Here is a 17,157-nt window from a genome sequence, read left to right as displayed (position 1 = left end):
CCCATGCCGGTGATTCAGTCGTTACTCGATCCCCACAGCGAGCCGTTCGCCCAGAACCGTGCGGTGATGTTGAGCGCAATAGAACAAGTCCGCGGGCTTGAGCAGAACCTGCTGAACAAGGCTGCCGAAGCCAAACCCAGGTTCGAAAAACGCGGTCAGTTATTGCCCCGTGAACGCCTCAATCTACTGCTGGACCCCGGCGCGCCGTTTCTTGAACTGGCGAGTCTGGCCGGCTACAAGCTGCACGACGACAAGGACGGCAGCTGCGCCGGTGGCGGATTGATCGCCGGCATCGGCTACGTGTCTGGCGTGCGTGTGCTGGTAGTCGCCAACAACAGCGCAATCAAGGGCGGGACCATTTCCCCCAGCGGTTTGAAAAAATCCCTGCGCCTGCAACAGATCGCCATGGAAAACAAACTGCCGGTCATCACCCTCGCCGAAAGCGGCGGCGCCAACCTCAATTATGCGGCAGAGATTTTCGTCGAAGGTGCGCGCAGCTTTGCCAATCAGGCACGGATGTCGGCCATGGGGTTGCCTCAGATCACCGTGGTGCACGGCTCGGCCACGGCGGGCGGTGCCTATCAGCCGGGGCTGTCGGATTACGTGGTGGTGGTGCGCGGCAAGGCCAAGCTGTTTCTCGCAGGTCCCCCACTGCTCAAGGCCGCCACCGGCGAAATCGCCACCGATGAAGAACTGGGCGGCGCCCAGATGCACGCGCAAACCGCCGGCACCGCCGAATACCTGGCTGAAAACGACGCCGATGGTGTGCGTCAGGTGCGTGAGATCGTCGCCTTGCTGCCGTGGAACGAGCAGTTGCCCCGACTGCCCGAACGTCGCTGGGAAGAACCGCTCTACTCTATCGACGAACTGCTGGGCCTGATCCCGGATGACCCGAAAAAACCCTACGACGTGCGCGAAATAATCGCCCGGATTGCCGACGCTTCGAACTTTCTTGAATTCAAAGGCGAGTTCGATCAGCAGACGGTATGCGGTCACCTGAAAATTCAGGGCCGCGCCTGTGGCTTCATCGGCAATAACGGCCCGATCACGCCAAAAGGCGCGAGCAAGGCTGCGCAATTCATCCAGCTGTGCGACCAGAGCCGCACGCCGCTGCTGTTTTTCCACAATACCACCGGGTTCATGGTCGGCACCGAATCGGAACAACAGGGCGTGATCAAACACGGCGCGAAGATGATCCAGGCGGTGGCCAACGCCCGAGTGCCGAAGCTGACCATCGTCGTCGGGGGCTCCTATGGCGCCGGCAACTATGCGATGTGCGGACGCGGCCTCGACCCGCGCTTCATCTTCGCCTGGCCCAATAGCCGCACCGCCGTGATGGGCGGCGCGCAAGCGGGCAAAGTGCTGCGCATCGTCACCGAGGCCAAACAGGCCAAGGACGGCCTGGTGCCCGATCCGAAAATGCTCGACATGCTCGAACAGGTCACTGCGCAGAAACTCGACAGCCAGTCCACGGCGCTCTACGGCAGCGCCAACCTGTGGGACGACGGATTGATCGACCCGCGCGATACCCGGACTTTGCTGGGTTACTTGCTGGACATCTGTCAGGAGGCCGAGGTGCGGCCATTGCAAGCCAACAGTTTTGGCGTAGCCCGGCTCTAGGCCGGCTCAAGGAGAACAATAAAAATGATCTTCACCCAGGAACACGAAGCACTGCGCCGCACCGTGCGCCAATTCGTCGAGCACGAGATCAACCCGCACGTCGAGGAATGGGAAAAGGCCGGGCGCTTCCCCATTCACGACATCTTCCGCAAGGCCGGCGACCTTGGCTTGCTGGGCATTTCCAAACCGGAAAAATTCGGCGGCATGGGGCTCGACTACAGCTATTCGATCGTCGCCGCCGAAGAGTTCGGCACCATTCATTGCGGCGGCATACCGATGTCCATCGGCGTGCAGACCGACATGTGCACACCCGCCCTGGCACGGTTCGGCTCCGATGAATTGCGCGACGAGTTCCTGCGCCCGGCAATCAGCGGCGAGCAGGTCGGTTGCATCGGTGTCTCCGAAGTCGGCGCCGGCTCCGACGTCGCCGGGCTGAAAACCACCGCGCGCAAGGACGGTGACGATTACGTGATCAACGGCAGCAAGATGTGGATCACCAACTCGCCAAGCGCCGACTTCATCTGCCTGCTGGCCAATACCTCCGACGACAAACCGCACATCAACAAATCGCTGATCATGGTGCCGATGAACACGCCGGGCATCAGCTTGAGTTCACACCTGGACAAGCTCGGCATGCGCAGCTCGGAAACCGCCCAGGTATTTTTCGACAATGTGCGTGTACCGCAGCGCAACCGCATCGGCCACGAAGGCGCGGGGTTCATGATGCAGATGCTGCAGTTCCAGGAGGAACGCCTGTTCGGCGCGGCCAACATGATCAAGGGCCTGGAGTATTGCGTCGACAGCACCATCGAATATTGCAAGGAGCGCAAGACCTTCGGTAACGCGCTGATCGATAATCAGGTGATCCACTTCCGCCTGGCTGAGCTGCAAACCGAAATCGAATGCCTGCGGGCGCTGGTCTATCAGGCCACCGAGCAATACGTCAAAGGCCAGGACGTCACGCGCCTGGCTTCCATGGCCAAGCTCAAGGCCGGGCGGCTGGGCCGCGAAGTCAGTGACAGTTGCCTGCAATATTGGGGCGGCATGGGCTTCATGTGGGACAACCCGGTGGCCCGGGCCTACCGTGACGTGAGGCTGGTATCGATTGGCGGCGGTGCCGACGAAATCATGCTGGGGATCATCTGCAAACTGATGGGCATCCTGCCGGGGAAAAAGAAATGAGCAACCTGCCGGTCTGCCAGACCTTGCTGCTGGAACTGCACAACGGCGTATTGCACATCACCCTCAATCGCCCGGAATGCCGCAATGCGATGAGCTTGCAGATGGTCACCGAGTTGCGCTCGGTGCTGACAGCCGTGCGCGATGACCGAGGCGTCCGTGCCTTGGTGATCGGCGGTGCCGGAGGCCACTTTTGCGCTGGCGGCGATCTCAAGGATATGGCCAGTGCCCGTACTCAGGGTTCGAGCGCACATCGCGACTTGAACCGGGTGTTCGGTGCACTGCTGCAAGAGGTGCAACACGCGCCACAAGTGGTGATCACAGTGCTGCAGGGCGCGGTGCTTGGCGGTGGTCTCGGCCTGGCCTGTGTCAGCGATGTCGCCCTGGCCGATCACCAGGCGCAATTCGGCCTGCCGGAAACCAGCCTCGGCTTGCTGCCGGCGCAGATCGCGCCGTTCGTGGTGCAGCGCATCGGTTTGACCCAGGCCCGAAGACTGGCCCTGACTGCGGCGCGTTTCGATGGTACCCAGGCACGGCGCATGGGGCTGGTGCATTTTGTCGAGCATGATCCGCAGGCCCTGGCCGAACGTCTCGATGAGGTGTTGGCCCATGTGTTGTGTTGTGCGCCCGAGGCGAATGCGATGACCAAGAAACTCTTGCTGGCGAGTGCCGGACAACCGACCGATGCCCTGCTCGATCAAGCGGCGCAATGGTTCAGCGAAGCGGTGACCGGAGCCGAAGGCGTCGAGGGAACGATGGCCTTTGTGCAAAAACGCAAACCGGGGTGGGCCTCATAAAAGCTTCGCTGGCAAGCCAGCTCCTACAGTGGATTTATGCCACACACAAAACCTGTAGGAGCTGGCTTGCCAGCGAAGAGGCCCGAACAGACACCGCACAACCTGAGAGACGCCCCCATGCCCGGACTCAAGAAAATCCTCATCGCCAACCGCGGTGAAATCGCCTGCCGCATCCAGCGCACGGCCCAGGCGCTGGGTTATCGCACGGTCGCCGTGTTCAGCGACGCCGACGCCGATGCACTGCACGTGCAGATGGCCGACGAGGCGGTCAACATCGGTCCGGCCCCGGTGCATCAGTCTTACCTGAACATCCCGGCCATCCTCGACGCGGCCCGGCGCACGGGCGCGGATGCGATCCATCCGGGCTACGGCTTTCTCTCGGAAAACGCCGGGTTTGCCCTCGCCTGCCAGGACGCCGGCATCACCTTCATCGGCCCCAGCCCCGAGGCCATCGAACTGATGGGCAGCAAGCGCCTGTCGAAGATCGCCATGCTCGAAGCCGGCGTGCCTTGCATCAAAGGCTATCAAGGCGCCGAACAGGACGACGCCACCCTGAGCCGTGAAGCCGGGCGCATCGGCTATCCGTTGATGATCAAGGCCAGTGCCGGCGGCGGTGGACGCGGTCTGCGCCTGGTGCAGGCCGCCGGCGATTTGCCGGAACAGATCCGTACCGCACGCTCCGAAGCCCTGAACGGTTTTGGCAGCGGTGAGCTTATCCTCGAACAGGCATTGGTCGAACCCCGTCATGTCGAGGTTCAGTTGTTCGGCGACCGGCATGGCAACCTGATTTACCTCGGCGAGCGCGATTGTTCGATACAGCGCCGGCATCAGAAGGTCATCGAGGAAGCACCCTGCCCGGTGATGACGCCTGAACTGCGGCAGGCCATGGGCGAAGCAGCGCTCAAGGCCGGGCGCGCAGTGAAGTACGTCGGCGCGGGCACCGTGGAGTTTTTGCTGGATGCACATGGGCAGTTTTACTTCCTGGAGATGAACACCCGGCTGCAGGTGGAACACCCGGTGACCGAACTGATCACCGGGCTGGACCTGGTGGCCTGGCAGTTGAATATCGCCGAAGGGCAACCGCTGCCCTTGCGCCAGGAGCAGGTGCAACTGCGCGGGCACGCCATGGAAGTACGCCTGTATGCTGAAGATCCGGCTCAGGGTTTTCTGCCGCAAACCGGGCGCGTCGTGGCCTGGGAACCGGGATTGCTGGATGGCGTGCGGATCGACCACGGCCTGATCGAAGGCCAGCTCATCAGCCCCTTCTACGACCCGATGCTCGGCAAGCTCATCGCCCACGGCGCCACCCGCGAGCAAGCCCGACGCAAATTGCTGCGGGCGGTACAAGACAGCGTGCTGCTGGGCGTGCAAAGCAATCAGCGCTTGCTCGCCAGCCTGCTGGAACACCCGCAGTTCGCGGGCGGTGATTTCAGCACCGGGTTCATCGCCCGGCACTTCGCCGACCACCCCTGCCTGCATCTCGAAACCCCAGGCGCGCACCACCTGGCCATCGCCACCGCCCTGTTCTATCAGGCTGCAGCACAGGCTCACCCGGCCCCGCTTGGCGGATGGCGCAACAACGCCAGCGTGCCACTGCACTATCGCATCGGCCTTGAGGATCAGGACTGGCCGGTAGCGTTGCAGGCGAGCCCGGGCGAACCGTTGCGCATTCAGGTCGCCGAGCACAGCCTCGAACTGAAGATCATCCACAACGATGGACGCTGGGCCACCCTTGAGATTGACGGGATCCGCCAGCGCCACGCTTATCGCCTGCAGGCCGGGCAGCTCTGGCTGTTCACCCGCCCAGGCAGCCTGCAATTTGAGGATCGCACCCGGGCGCAGGTGACCAGCCAGGCCGGTGCCAGCTCCGGCACCCTCAAGGCACCGATGGACGGGGCGATTGTCGACGTTCTGGTCAATGAAGGCAGCCCCGTAAGCAAGGGCCAGTTGCTGGTAGTACTGGAGGCGATGAAAATGGAGCACCCGTTGAAATCGGGCATCGACGGTGTGCTCAAACGCCTGGAAGTCAAAGTCGGGGATCAGGTGAAAAACCGGCAGATTCTGCTGGAGGTCGAATAAGCCGCTAGGCGGAACCGCCGGGTTTGGCTACGCTCAAACCCTACAGGACGCGGATACCAGGAAACCTGCAATGCCTCACTGGCTGGTCATTGATCTGGAGGCCACCACCGATGAGGGTGGTTGGCCCGTAACGGATATGGAAATCATTGAAATCGGCGCCACGCTGGTGGACCGCAAGGGACGCGAACTGGATCACTTCCAGCGCTTCGTCCGCCCCTTGCGGCGGCCATTGCTGACGCCGTTTTGCCGTGAGCTGACGCACATCACCCAAGCCAGCATCGATGTCGCACAACCGCTGGGCGAAGTCTGGCCGGCGTTTGAACGCTGGCTCGGCCAACACCACACACGACTGGAAGGCTGGGTCAGTTGGGGCGATTACGATCGCAAACAACTGCTTCAGGATTGGCAGCAACTGGGGCTCGCCAGCATGCTGGCCAACGTGCCGCACATGAACCTCAAACAGCGCTTTGCCAAGGCCCGGCGCCTGGAACGCCCACTGGGGCTCAACGGCGCCCTGCAACTGGCCGGCCTGCAGTTCACCGGCCAGCAACACCGGGCGCTGGAGGACGCGCGCAATACCGCACGCCTGCTGCCGTTGGTTCTTCCGCTTTAGACAGGTGACGACGCTGAGGGCCTTGTGCATACTGGCCGGCCCTTTTTAGCCCTTTTCGAGGAATCGCCCATGTTTAAAGTCAACGAGTACTTCGACGGCACCGTCAAGTCGATCGCCTTTGGCACAGCAGAAGGTCCAGCGACCATCGGCGTCATGGCTCCGGGCGAGTACGAATTCGGCACCAGCCAGCGTGAAATCATGCATGTGGTCAGCGGCGCACTGACCGTCAAGCTGCCGGACAGCAGCGACTGGGAAACCTTCGCCGCCGGCAGCCAGTTCAACGTGCCGGCCAACAGCAAGTTCCAGCTGAAGGTGGCCGTCGACACTGCCTACCTGTGCGAATACCGCGGCTAAACCCGCGGGACCTCACCGAAAAAAGTCTCTGCGAAAAAAATGCCCGTGTCTCAGGACTCGGGCATTTTTCGTTGTGCGGGCGGTGAGTCGAGCGTTTCTACTCCAGGATTTCCACCGGCATGCCGACTTCAAGTCGACCGTTGCCGTCGTTGACCAGATTCTGGCCGAACATGGCACCGTCCGCCTGGGAACGATATTTCTGCAGGGTGGCCAAGGGTTCGCGGTCGTCGCTGCGCTCCCCGGTTTGCGGGTCGATGGTGGTCAGGATGCAGCGTGAACAGGACTTGACCACGCGGAACTCGACCTCGCCGATACGGACACGCTTCCAGCCGTCCTCGGCGAACGCTTCACTGCCTTCGATCACCAGGTTCGGCCGGAAACGCAGCATCTCCAACGGACGCCCGACCCGTTGCGACAAGTCCTCGAGAGAGGACTGGCCAATCAGCAACAGTGGATAGCCATCGGCGAACGCTACCTGATCGTCATCCTTGCCATAGCCGGCCTCGGTCATACGCGCCCGATCGAGCGGCACTTGCACCAGGCGTGTCGGTTTGCCGATGAACTGGCTGACCCAGGCCCCTGCTTCATCGCCTGCATCGGGGACTCGCAAGGTATCGCGCCAGATCGTCACGCCACGCAGCTCTGCATCGTTACCAGGCAAGGCAACGTCGATCGGCGAATGGTCGGGCGCACTGAGGGTCAAACCTCCCTCGGCATTCCACAACGCGGACAACTGGCTCATCTGCGCCACTGCACGCTGGGTCAGGAAACGACCGCTGGCCTCATCCACCAGCATCCAGCGGCGATCGCCGTCCAGCCCGAGTTTATCGAGACCGATAGCTTGCAAGGTCTCGGCCTTGGCGGACTTCAACGGATAACGATACAGCGCGCTCAGACGCAACATGGCCAGCTCCCTGATAGGCAAAAACGCCACCCTATACGAGCTTGAAGGCTGAATCAAAGGCTGACGATCAAACACTACACCCCTGTGGGAGCGAGCTTGCTCGCGATAGCGCTAGGACAGTCAACATTGATGCTGAATGCAATATCGCCATCGCGAGCAAGCTCGCTCCCACAATGATCGTGTTTTGATCAGGCCGGTACTTCGTCAAGCATCAGGCGCTGACGCACCACGTCGACAAGTTTGTCCGGCTGGAATTTGGAGAGGAAATTGTCGCAGCCGACCTTCTTGACCATCGAGTCGTTGAAACTACCGGACAAAGAAGTGTGCAACACCACGTACAAGCCGCGCAGGCGTGGATCGTTGCGAATTTCGGTGGTCAGGCGATAGCCATCCATTTCCGGCATTTCCGCATCGGTGAAGACCATCAGCAGTTTGTCGGTCATGTCCACGCCGGTATCGGCCCAGGCCTTGAGCAGGTTCAAGGCCTTCAACCCGTCGCTGGCGATGTGCATCTTCACGCCGAGCTGTCCCAGGGTATCGCGCAATTGTGCAAGGGCCACGTTCGAGTCATCCACCAGCAGCACCTCACGGCCACGGGCGCGCTCCAGTACCGGATCTTCGAGCTTGTCGCGGGAGACTTTGGCGTTGTACGGGACGATTTCGGCCAGGACCTTTTCGACGTCAATGATTTCCACCAGTTGATCATCGACTTTGCTGATAGCCGTCAGGTAGTGCTGGCGGCCGGCACTGCTCGGTGGCGGCAGGATGGCTTCCCAGTTCATGTTGACGATCCGGTCCACGCCACCGACCAGGAAGGCCTGTACCGACCGGTTGTATTCGGTGACGATAATCGTGCTGCCAGGCCCCGGCACCAACGGGCGCATGCCAATGGCCTGGGACAGGTCGATCACCGGCAGGGTCTGGCCACGCAGGTTGACCACGCCGCACACAAAAGGATGGCGCTGCGGCATCAGCGTCAACTTTGGCAACTGCAAGACTTCCTGCACTTTAAAGACGTTGATCGCGAACAATTGCCGCCCGGCGAGCCGGAACATGAGAATTTCCAGGCGATTCTCACCCACCAGTTGGGTGCGTTGGTCTACCGTATCGAGAATGCCGGCCATCAATGACTCCTGGTCTTGTTCGGATGAATTCACTTAAAGAAGGTTATCGGCTGTTTTTGCCGAAGCTTGACCTTCTCCCAAATGCCACGTCCGGGCATTGATGTCACATTAACATCATGCTTTACTGGCGCTGTGATTTCATCTGCCGCACTTCTGCACAGCGCGACCCTGGTTAACGCGAAAGGTTCCGCTGCGTAAGGGATTCCCCTATCAACAATCAGGTGCAACCTGATATTCGCAATATCCAATAGCCATTAATGTGACGCCATTCTCATTGCATGAACGGAGTCAGGCTTTTGTGTGCGATCGCAAGTCAGTGGCCAGCCACCCTCTCGTGTTCCCCTGCCTGCGGGCCAGCCGAAGTTCGTTCACCCGACGACTCGGCAATGCCGGGGTCCCGACCGCGCTCGTCGACACATTCGATATCCCCTCATTTGACATGACGTTGTGGAGATAAGTATGCCGAACGACCGTAAAAAGTGGGCCCAGCGGCTCCCGGAGTTCCTCGTCGAGGCCGAAACACTTCTGGCCAAAACCGAGGAATGCCTGAGTCATCTGCAACTGATCAGCAATGACAAGGACGCCATCGACTGCATGCTCAGCACACTGCTCAAGCTGGCCAACAAGGCCGATGCCCTGGCGTTGGCGACCGTGTCTGAGTTTTCTCTGCATATTCATGGCCTGCTGAACCACGCCCAGCACTCCATGTGCCTGCACGACGAGGCCCTGAGCGCACTGAAAGACTGTCTGACCCTGATTGCCTGGCAGCTCGAACTCATCGACCAGACCACCGGGCAGCTCAGTCTCGACGACAGTGAGCAGGTCACTCTTATCGAAGCCTTTGCCTTTCAGGTCGGGCAAAGCCGATTTCAACCACCGGTCAATTCCAGGCCGTTCACCCTCGTGTCCTATTCGCAGCGACAGGCCTGAACTTGCCGAACCATGTCGTATGGCGTGCCTGGGTTATCAATACCGCGCTGTAACTTGAGTGCGCACATGTCGCCATTGATTTTTTCATAGCTATAAACGACCTCTTTCAACAAACACATCAACCAACTTGTTCCTTTATGGAACCATCGTCCAACGGCCGGACTCCTGACTCTTCGGACATATATACGGACGCGACCAACGGTATCTTAGGTGCTACTATGCCGCCTGTTAGTTGACGCCAATTAGTGGCAGTGTGGTTGCAGCCGGACGGTTTGGGGCTGATTTCTCCAAAAAGTACACCCCGTTGAAGTCGACGCTCCAGATTAAAAAACAGGGGCCTGTCAGCCAGCATGACCGGTCTGCCCGCAGCGAACATCCATTGGCTCCATCCGCTATGCACGCCAGCCTCAAGTCAATCGCCACGTGGCCACCTTTTCGAGAAAATGCGCGCACATTCACGCTGTCGTTATGCGCCTGCTCGACGCTCGGCAGTCTGTTGGTCTATGGCTTGTCCATCCCGTTGCCCCTGTCATTGCTGGTGCTCAACGTTGCGGCGCTGAGCAGTGTGGCCGCGCAGTACTGCCTCTCGCGCAAATCCATCAAATTCCAGCCCCAGGAATTGGCCGACCGGCTGTTGCAGGTTCAGGAAAACGAGCGTCACCGGCTGAGCCGGGAACTGCATGACGACATCGGTCAATTGCTGACCGCCGCAAAACTGCAAAGTGACTGGCTCAAACGCCGGATGCCCGAAGAACTCCAGGGGCAATGCTCGCTCCTCTGCGACACGCTGGAAGAAACCCTGACCAAAGTTCGTGACGTATCCGCCATTCTCAACCCCCGGCAGTTGACCAGCCTCGGGCTGGAAGCCAGTCTGCGCGCGCACCTGCTCAAGACCCTGGCCAACACCTCTGTGCACTGGAGCCTGGAATGCCAGCAGCGCCTGACCGGCATACCGGAGGAAATGGCCGTGGCGGCTTTCCGTATTACCCAGGAAGCGGTCACCAACATCCTGCGACATGCCCAGGCAAAGAACCTGCTGGTATGCCTGCAGCGTCTGCCACAAGGCCTGAAGTTGCAGATCAGCGATGACGGACGGGGCTTCGCGCCGGCAACCGACCCCGGTCGTGAAGGTCAACGCGGTATGGCCGGGATGTCGGAGCGGATCGATCAACTGGGCGGCACGCTGACCGTGACCAGCGAGCCGGGCAAAGGCACTCATATCGAAGCTCTTTTTCCCTGGGCGCCCCGTGCGCTCGAACGGGCCAGCTCGAATAAGGTTATGCATTGACTTGTAACTTACTATTGGTGGATGACCACTCGCTGATCAGGGCTGGCGTGCGCGCCCTGGTAATGGATCTGCCCGGCTACGCCGTCATCGGCGAGGCCAATGACGGCTCGCAGTTGCTGGAAATGGTCGGGCATCTGTCCCCGGATATTGTCCTGCTGGATATTTCAATGCGCCAGACCGGCGGCCTCGAAGCCTTGCAGCAACTCAAGCGGGTGCGCCCGCAGAGCAAGGTGCTGATCCTCTCGATGCACACCGACCCGGCCCTGATCATGCAGGCGCTGGAATCCGGAGCCCATGGCTACCTGCTCAAGGACACCACGGCGACCGAGCTCGAGCACGCGCTGGAGGCCTTGCGCAACAACGAGCGCTATCTGAGCCCGGCCATTGCCCACACGGTGATCAACCAGGCGTTGACCCGCAACCAGAAGCACCCACCCGAACCTGCCGACTCGCACAACCTGACGGCACGTCAGCTGGAAATCCTGCGGTTGATCGTTCGCGGAAAATCCACTCGAGAGATTGCAAATGGTCTGGGGTTGAGCGTCAAGACCGTAGAAACCCACCGCTCGCAGATCATGAAGCGTCTGCAGATCTACGATGTGGCCGGCCTGGTGCTGTTTGCCGTGCGCGAACAAATCATCAGCCTTGACGACTAGGGGTCGTTCACTGGCTCGTAAAAGCGGCGAATCCTCAGGCAGACGCACGAGTAACGCCGCCGGGCGAACCAAGAAACGCAAGTTATCCCCTTCCAGGGCAGGCGCGCACGAATAAACATGCTGTCGACGCCAGAAGCCCCCCCTCGTTAAAAATCGCAAGAAAACGAATGACTTCCAGTCGGACAGTCTTGATCCCCCCACACGCCAGGATTTTTCTTACAAAACGTGAGGAATCGGCTCAATTGACCGCAAACCTGAATTGGTAGACTTTTGGGGGCTACAGCAGGACACCACAAGGACGCGCCATGCAAGGCCAAAACCCCGGATCACCGGCCATTTCGGTCTTGCCGCTCACAGACGATAAAAATGCGGGCCATCAAGATGAATACCGCAACAGCACAAAAGCCACGGGAGAAGTTGATATGGAACCTCGCGTCACCGAGCTGGAAACACACCTCAAGAGCTTACGCAGGGACATGGACGAAGTCCGGGATGACGTCAAATCCATCAAGCACAGGCTTGCCTATTCCGCCTGCGGAACAGCCGTGATCCTCGGCCTCCTTGGCTGGATCGCCAACAGCCGTTTCGAACAGGTCATTTCATTGCTTCTGGCGCATTGAGTGGCCTTCAACACAATACCCGGTTCAATCAACCGGGTTTTGTGCGACCAAGACACTGAAACCATCAACTCAGGACTTCACTCAGCGGAATGAAGAAAACGCTATCGCCCTGAGCCAGCGTGCGACCTTCCAGGACTTCGACCAATCCATCAGCCCAGGCAGCGCTACGCAGTACGCCAGAACTCTGGTTTTTGTAGATCGTCGCCCTGCCGTTTTCCAGCCGTGCGCGCAAATACTCACGCCGATTGCCAGGTTGGAGCCAGTCAAACCCTGCCGGCACCTGCACCTTCAACGGCTCGACTTCTTTTACACCCTGACGGCGCAGGAGATAGGGCCTGGTCAACAATGCAAAAGTCACGAGAGTCGATGCCGGATTGCCCGGCAAGCCAATCACCGGAACACCGCGAAAATGTCCGAAGGTCAGTGGTTTACCGGGTTTGATAGCGAGTTTCCACAGCGTCAATTCGCCCTCTTCGCGCAAGGCGATACCCAGAAAATCGGCCTCCCCTACCGATACGCCACCGGTCGAGAGGATCAGGTCGACATCCTTCAATTCACCCAATCGGGAACGGGTGGTTTCCAGATTGTCCGGCAGAATGCCCGCGTCGACGACCTCACACCCCAAACGCTGCAACCAGCTGCACAATAACACCCGGTTGCTGTTGTAGATCTGGCCCGGCCCCAGTGTCTGCCCGGGCTCGATCAACTCGTCGCCGGTGGACAGCACCGCCACACGCACTTTGCGAACCACCTCCAGCTCAGCGCACCCCAATGAGGCAGCCAATCCTTGCTCGATCGGCCCCAACCGCGTACCTGCCGGCAGAATCAGCTCGCCGACGGTGGTTTCCTGGCCTTGCGCACGGATGTTCTGACCTTGGGTCAAGGCTTCAGTGAAACGTACTCGCTCATCGGCCTGAACCTCGACATTTTCCTGCATTTCGACGCAATCGGCACCGGCGGGAACAGGCGCCCCGGTGAAAATGCGCGCACAGGTGCCTGGCTGCAACGGATCGGGGGCCTGGCCGGCAAACACCTTCTGACTGACCGGCAACGGCGCTCCCGTCCAGTCGGCCACGCGCAAGGCATAACCGTCCATGGCGCTGTTGGGCCAGGGCGGCAGATCAAGCGTCGACACCAGGTCTTGCGCCAGTACACGCCCCTGTACCTGCGCCAACGGCAAGCGTTCACGCTCGACAATCTTCGAGGCCTCGGCCATTTCCAGCAAGCGCGCCAACGCCTGTTCGACAGGCATCAGGCTGCCAGACTTGCCGGGCTTACCCACGGGATTCACAAGGCGCTGCCTGTTTCAGGTGAGGCACGAAATTGCACGGCCGATGCCGCGAATCCAGCTGCTCGGCCAGTATGCCGTCCCAACCCGTGCGCACGGCATTGGTCGAACCCGGCAAGCAGCAAACCAACGTACCGTTGGCCAGACCGGCCAACGTCCGGGACTGAACGGTCGAGGTGCCGATATCGGCAACCGAGATCTGACGAAACAGCTCACCAAATCCATCAACCTGTTTGTCCAGCAGGCAACTGACGGCTTCCGGCGTGCTATCACGCCCGGTAAAACCGGTTCCGCCGGTGATCAGCACAACCTGCACAACATCGTCGGCAATCCAGTTGGCGACTTGCGCGCGAATTTTGTAGAGGTCATCTTTGAGCAAAACCCGGGCCGCCAGGTTATGGCCTGCAGCGGTCAGACGGTCGACAAAGACCTGACCCGAGGTGTCGGTTTCCAGTGTGCGGGTATCGCTGACAGTCAGCACTGCAATATTGAGCGGTGCGAAAGGTACATCAGCCTTGGCTTTCATAGGCTCGTCCAGTTGTAGGAGAAACAGCCCGGTGTTATATCACAGCGCTCCGTTTTTTCGCCGCTCCCATGGAGACCAGCCATGACCACGATTTCACAATTGCCACTCTGCTCCATTCTGCTCCTGGCAGGTGGTCGCGGCCAACGTATGGGCGGTCGGGATAAAGGATTGCTGGACTGGCACGGCGAGCCGCTGATTGCGCACTTGCATCGCAAGACCCGCCCGCTGACCGATGACCTGATCATCTCCTGCAATCGCAACCTTGAGAAGTACGAGCCCTACGCCGACCAGTTGGTCCACGATGATGAAGGTGACTTCCCCGGGCCATTGGCCGGTATTCGCGCAGGCCTGAAAGCGGCTCGCCACGCCCATCTGTTGGTCTTGCCCTGTGACGTTCCCGGCATTGATGCGGCGTTGATCGGCAGTATGCGCGAAGCCGCCAACCTGCATCCGGACAAGCCGCTGATGGTGCGGCATGATGACCACTGGGAACCGTTGTTGTGCGTGATTCCAGTGCTGCACAGGGCAGCATTTGAAAACGCCTGGAACGAAGGTGAGCGCAGCCCCGGCCGGTTGATGCGCAAGCTGGGCGCGACTGCGCTGCAATGCCCAGACAAGGATCCTCGGCTGGCCAACCTCAACACGCCGGAACTGTTAAGCGGTCACGACACTGTGTCAGACTGAGATTAATCAGGAACTTGCGCGGATGGTGCACGTCTCAAGTTCAGTAACCAAAGATTTCTAATTCGGAGAAACACACTCATGACTCAACGGACCCTCGCCACTTTCATGCTTGCACTCGGTCTCGCCACCCTCGCCGGCTGCGCATCGCCTACAGTGATCACCTTGAATGACGGTCGCGAAATCCAGGCCGTCGACACGCCACAGTTCGACAAGGATTCCGGTTTCTACGAATTCGAACAGCTCGACGGCAAACAGACCCGTATCAACAAAGACCAGGTTCGTACCGTTAAAGAGCTGTAATCCTGGTGCCGCCGGATACAAAAAAGCCCGCTTGATACGCAATGCCAATTGTAGGAGCGAGCTCGCTCGCGGTGGTCGTCAACGATAACGCGTGTTTACTGGTTAAACGCGGCGCTCTTGAGTCCATCGCGAGCAAGCTCGCTCCTACAAAGAATCACTTCGCTTGACTGAACTTTTTCATACCTGAAGAACAGCGCTTCAGGTTCGCCTCTTGATCACCATTGCAGGGTGATTTCACTCTCGAACTCTCGCGCCTGGTTTGTGACCGGATCGATAAATTTCAGCCCCTGAGCCAGCAGTTTCAATGGATTGGCGTAGTCATCCTGCGCATCCTTGAGCACCTCGGGGTAAAACGGATCATTGCAGATAGCGGCCCCCAATGCCGCCATATGTACCCGCAACTGATGTTTCTTGCCCGTCACCGGGTAAAGACCGTAACGCCAGAGATCCCCCTGTTTCTCCCTGACGTCCACCGCAGTCTCGGTGTTGCTGGCCCCGGGCCCCTCCTGCATGCGGAAAAACGGTTCGCCATCGACCAGTCGGCTTTTATGCACCAGCGGGAAAGCAAGATCAGGCAACGCCGCTGCGATGGCCTCGTAACGCTTTTCGATCTGCCGGGTTGGAAACAACGACTGATAAGCCGAACGACTCTGCGGATTGGCGGAAAACAGTACCAGCCCCGCGGTATGCCGGTCGATGCGATGCAATGGCACCAGATGCGGGTTGTCCAGGCGACGGATCAAGCGCCTGAGCAGCGTCTGTTCGACGTATTCGCCAGCCGGCGTCACGGGCAGAAAGTGCGGTTTGTCGGCCACCACCAGATGCTCGTCCGCGTACAGGATCGACTCGATCACCGGGATCGGCTTTTCATCCGGCACTTCGCGAAAATAATGAATCCGCAATCCTTCCTTGTAAGCCAGATCGAGGGCTATCGGCACGCCCTGCCCATCGAGGACCCGGCCACGGGCGATCCTGTCCAGCCATTGCTCACGACCGATGGCGCTGAAATGCTCGCACAGGCAATCGACAACGGTGTGCCACGGGCCGGGTGGCAAGTAGAGCGTACTGGCCTGACTGTGTGCCGCGGAAAAAGAAGAAGTGGACATACGAAAGCTCTAACCCTCAGTGCAGAGCAGCATTATCCAACAGCAAGGGGAATGAACCTAGGGGATTCCTCAAGCCGGGATCTGCGTGCGCGCCGCCGCGTCGGTGTACTCCTTGAGCCAGCGCAGTACATCGACCGCTTCCCAGCGAGCAGGGTCATACAGGGCGTACAACAATCCCTGATAACCCACGACATCGAGTTGCCGGTGGTATCCCGCGCGCTGAAACAAGGCTTCGATTTCTGCGAAACAGGTATTGAAATGCGTTTTGTTGAAGGGCGTTTTCCCCTCGGTCACCAGACCATCCAGATTCAACTCAAGGACGGCCTCGCGCACGACGCCTGCGGACATCCGGTTCACACTGTTCTTCAACTGTTCGACATTGACCACGATGCATCCCTCTCACGTCCGGGCTTGCCGGCTCGCTCCCGAAAATCAGGAGTGGCAAGGCAGGCGCCGCGAATAACTGTATGAGCATACAGTATCCGATCAACACCGATTAAGCCAAGGGGATCAATCGCAAAGTTCGACAGGCGGGAGATACCCTGAACGCAAAAACCGTTTAACGCAGGAACGCCACCACTTCCTCGGCACCGAACGGCCAGCCCAGTTCAGCGCTGGTATCGACTCGTCGCAGCACTGGAATTCGCAGGTGGTAAGCGGCGTACCACGCTTCATCGTCGGCGATTTCCACCCGTTCCACCAGCAGGCCGCGCTCGACGAACTCCATCAACATGGCTTCGGCATCTTCACAGAGATGGCATCCAAGGGTGCCGAACAGCTGACATTCAGGATACATGAGCACTCAACCAGATAATGGAGTGACCATTCTAGGCCTGCCCCGAAAAGCCGTCGAGCCATTGAGCGCCCCACCCTGATGCCACGGACGATGAAAAGACCTGAATCAGTCCTGGCTCACGGCACCGATCTTGTGGATCGACAGGTCCGCGCCGTAATACTCCTCTTCCTGACTCAGGCGCAATCCATGCAACCCCTTGATCACGCCATACACGGCAAATCCGCCGGCCAGGGCTACAGTGACGCCCAGTGCCGTGCCGATCAACTGGCTGATCAAACTGACCCCACCCAGCC

19 protein-coding genes and 1 pseudogene are annotated in these 17,157 nt (G+C 59.7%); 12 read left to right on the top strand and 8 right to left on the bottom strand.

Annotated features, from left to right (window positions below; all coding sequences use genetic code 11):
- Positions 1–3: 3 nt before the first annotated feature.
- The 6 genes from atuC (at position 4) to KGA81_RS28445 (ending at position 6,642) form a co-directional block, all read left to right on the top strand.
- Entirely contained in the window at positions 4–1,620 is a 1,617-nt protein-coding gene (atuC, locus tag KGA81_RS28470; protein WP_223550736.1) for a geranyl-CoA carboxylase subunit beta, read from the top strand.
- Positions 1,621–1,644: 24 nt separating this feature from the next.
- Positions 1,645–2,802 carry a citronellyl-CoA dehydrogenase gene (atuD, locus tag KGA81_RS28465; protein ID WP_223550733.1) on the top strand — a complete coding sequence of 386 codons (1,158 nt, stop codon included), beginning with the start codon at positions 1,645–1,647 and terminating at the stop codon, positions 2,800–2,802.
- On the top strand, positions 2,799–3,596 hold the full coding sequence (locus KGA81_RS28460; protein ID WP_223550731.1) for an enoyl-CoA hydratase/isomerase family protein: 798 nt from the start codon (positions 2,799–2,801) through the stop codon (positions 3,594–3,596). The genes atuD and KGA81_RS28460 overlap by 4 nt, the downstream gene beginning before the upstream one ends.
- Positions 3,597–3,713: 117 nt before the next feature.
- Complete coding sequence (locus tag KGA81_RS28455; protein ID WP_223550729.1) at positions 3,714–5,675, top strand: acetyl/propionyl/methylcrotonyl-CoA carboxylase subunit alpha; 1,962 nt, start codon at positions 3,714–3,716, stop codon at positions 5,673–5,675.
- A 70-nt stretch (positions 5,676–5,745) separates the two neighbouring features.
- On the top strand, positions 5,746–6,288 hold the full coding sequence (locus tag KGA81_RS28450; RefSeq protein WP_223550726.1) for an exonuclease domain-containing protein: 543 nt from the start codon (positions 5,746–5,748) through the stop codon (positions 6,286–6,288).
- A gap of 69 nt (positions 6,289–6,357) precedes the next feature.
- Positions 6,358–6,642 carry a pyrimidine/purine nucleoside phosphorylase gene (locus KGA81_RS28445; RefSeq protein ID WP_007940055.1) on the top strand — a complete coding sequence of 95 codons (285 nt, stop codon included), beginning with the start codon at positions 6,358–6,360 and terminating at the stop codon, positions 6,640–6,642.
- A gap of 97 nt (positions 6,643–6,739) precedes the next feature.
- On the opposite strand, the gene KGA81_RS28440 is transcribed toward KGA81_RS28445, so the two are convergent.
- Together KGA81_RS28440 and KGA81_RS28435 are read right to left on the bottom strand one after the other, a co-directional pair.
- Entirely contained in the window at positions 6,740–7,546 is an 807-nt protein-coding gene (locus tag KGA81_RS28440; protein ID WP_223550723.1) for an MOSC domain-containing protein, read from the bottom strand.
- Positions 7,547–7,734: 188 nt separating this feature from the next.
- On the bottom strand, positions 7,735–8,670 hold the full coding sequence (locus KGA81_RS28435; RefSeq protein WP_223550721.1) for a chemotaxis protein CheV: 936 nt from the start codon (positions 8,668–8,670) through the stop codon (positions 7,735–7,737).
- 459 nt (positions 8,671–9,129) lie between these two features.
- On the opposite strand from KGA81_RS28435, the gene KGA81_RS28430 reads away from it, so the two are divergent.
- The 4 genes from KGA81_RS28430 to KGA81_RS28415 all read left to right on the top strand — a co-directional run bounded on the left by KGA81_RS28430 (position 9,130) and on the right by KGA81_RS28415 (position 12,164).
- The gene (locus KGA81_RS28430; RefSeq protein ID WP_223550719.1) at positions 9,130–9,600 is read left to right on the top strand and encodes a hypothetical protein; all 471 of its coding nucleotides are present in this window, start codon (positions 9,130–9,132) and stop codon (positions 9,598–9,600) included.
- Positions 9,601–9,994: 394 nt separating this feature from the next.
- Complete coding sequence (locus KGA81_RS28425; protein WP_223550776.1) at positions 9,995–10,888, top strand: sensor histidine kinase; 894 nt, start codon at positions 9,995–9,997, stop codon at positions 10,886–10,888.
- Positions 10,885–11,544: a response regulator transcription factor gene (locus KGA81_RS28420; protein ID WP_223550717.1), complete on the top strand. Its 660-nt coding sequence runs from the start codon at positions 10,885–10,887 to the stop codon at positions 11,542–11,544. Before KGA81_RS28425 ends, KGA81_RS28420 begins: the two co-directional genes overlap by 4 nt.
- 305 nt (positions 11,545–11,849) lie before the next feature.
- Positions 11,850–12,164, top strand: coding sequence for a hypothetical protein (locus tag KGA81_RS28415; RefSeq protein ID WP_223550714.1), 315 nt, complete (start codon positions 11,850–11,852; stop codon positions 12,162–12,164).
- 64 nt (positions 12,165–12,228) lie between these two features.
- Here the strand turns inward: KGA81_RS28415 and glp are convergent, their stop codons facing one another.
- Positions 12,229–13,455 carry a gephyrin-like molybdotransferase Glp gene (glp, locus tag KGA81_RS28410; protein WP_223550712.1) on the bottom strand — a complete coding sequence of 409 codons (1,227 nt, stop codon included), beginning with the start codon at positions 13,453–13,455 and terminating at the stop codon, positions 12,229–12,231.
- Entirely contained in the window at positions 13,439–13,978 is a 540-nt protein-coding gene (moaB, locus tag KGA81_RS28405) for a molybdenum cofactor biosynthesis protein B (RefSeq protein WP_108219612.1), read from the bottom strand. Before moaB ends, glp begins: the two co-directional genes overlap by 17 nt.
- An 81-nt stretch (positions 13,979–14,059) precedes the next feature.
- On the opposite strand from moaB, the gene mobA reads away from it, so the two are divergent.
- Positions 14,060–14,662: a molybdenum cofactor guanylyltransferase MobA gene (mobA, locus tag KGA81_RS28400; RefSeq protein ID WP_223550710.1), complete on the top strand. Its 603-nt coding sequence runs from the start codon at positions 14,060–14,062 to the stop codon at positions 14,660–14,662.
- 78 nt (positions 14,663–14,740) lie between these two features.
- The gene (locus KGA81_RS28395) at positions 14,741–14,962 is read left to right on the top strand and encodes a YgdI/YgdR family lipoprotein (protein WP_007994800.1); all 222 of its coding nucleotides are present in this window, start codon (positions 14,741–14,743) and stop codon (positions 14,960–14,962) included.
- A gap of 215 nt (positions 14,963–15,177) precedes the next feature.
- Here KGA81_RS28395 and KGA81_RS28390 read toward each other — a convergent pair whose 3' ends face one another.
- The 4 genes and pseudogenes from KGA81_RS28390 to KGA81_RS28375 form a co-directional block, all read right to left on the bottom strand.
- Complete coding sequence (locus tag KGA81_RS28390; protein ID WP_223550708.1) at positions 15,178–16,068, bottom strand: pseudouridine synthase; 891 nt, start codon at positions 16,066–16,068, stop codon at positions 15,178–15,180.
- 69 nt (positions 16,069–16,137) lie between these two features.
- The gene (locus KGA81_RS28385; RefSeq protein WP_223550706.1) at positions 16,138–16,455 is read right to left on the bottom strand and encodes a transcriptional regulator; all 318 of its coding nucleotides are present in this window, start codon (positions 16,453–16,455) and stop codon (positions 16,138–16,140) included.
- A 172-nt stretch (positions 16,456–16,627) separates the two neighbouring features.
- Positions 16,628–16,864 carry a glutaredoxin family protein gene (locus KGA81_RS28380; protein ID WP_223550704.1) on the bottom strand — a complete coding sequence of 79 codons (237 nt, stop codon included), beginning with the start codon at positions 16,862–16,864 and terminating at the stop codon, positions 16,628–16,630.
- Positions 16,865–16,969: 105 nt separating this feature from the next.
- A pseudogene (locus KGA81_RS28375) lies at positions 16,970–17,157 on the bottom strand (ammonium transporter); the annotation flags it as partial.

This window comes from Pseudomonas sp. A-B-19 (genome assembly GCF_019947515.1).
Taxonomy (GTDB): domain Bacteria; phylum Pseudomonadota; class Gammaproteobacteria; order Pseudomonadales; family Pseudomonadaceae; genus Aquipseudomonas.
The sequence above is the reverse complement of the archived record's forward strand: the minus strand, read 5'-3'. Positions and strand labels throughout refer to the sequence as shown.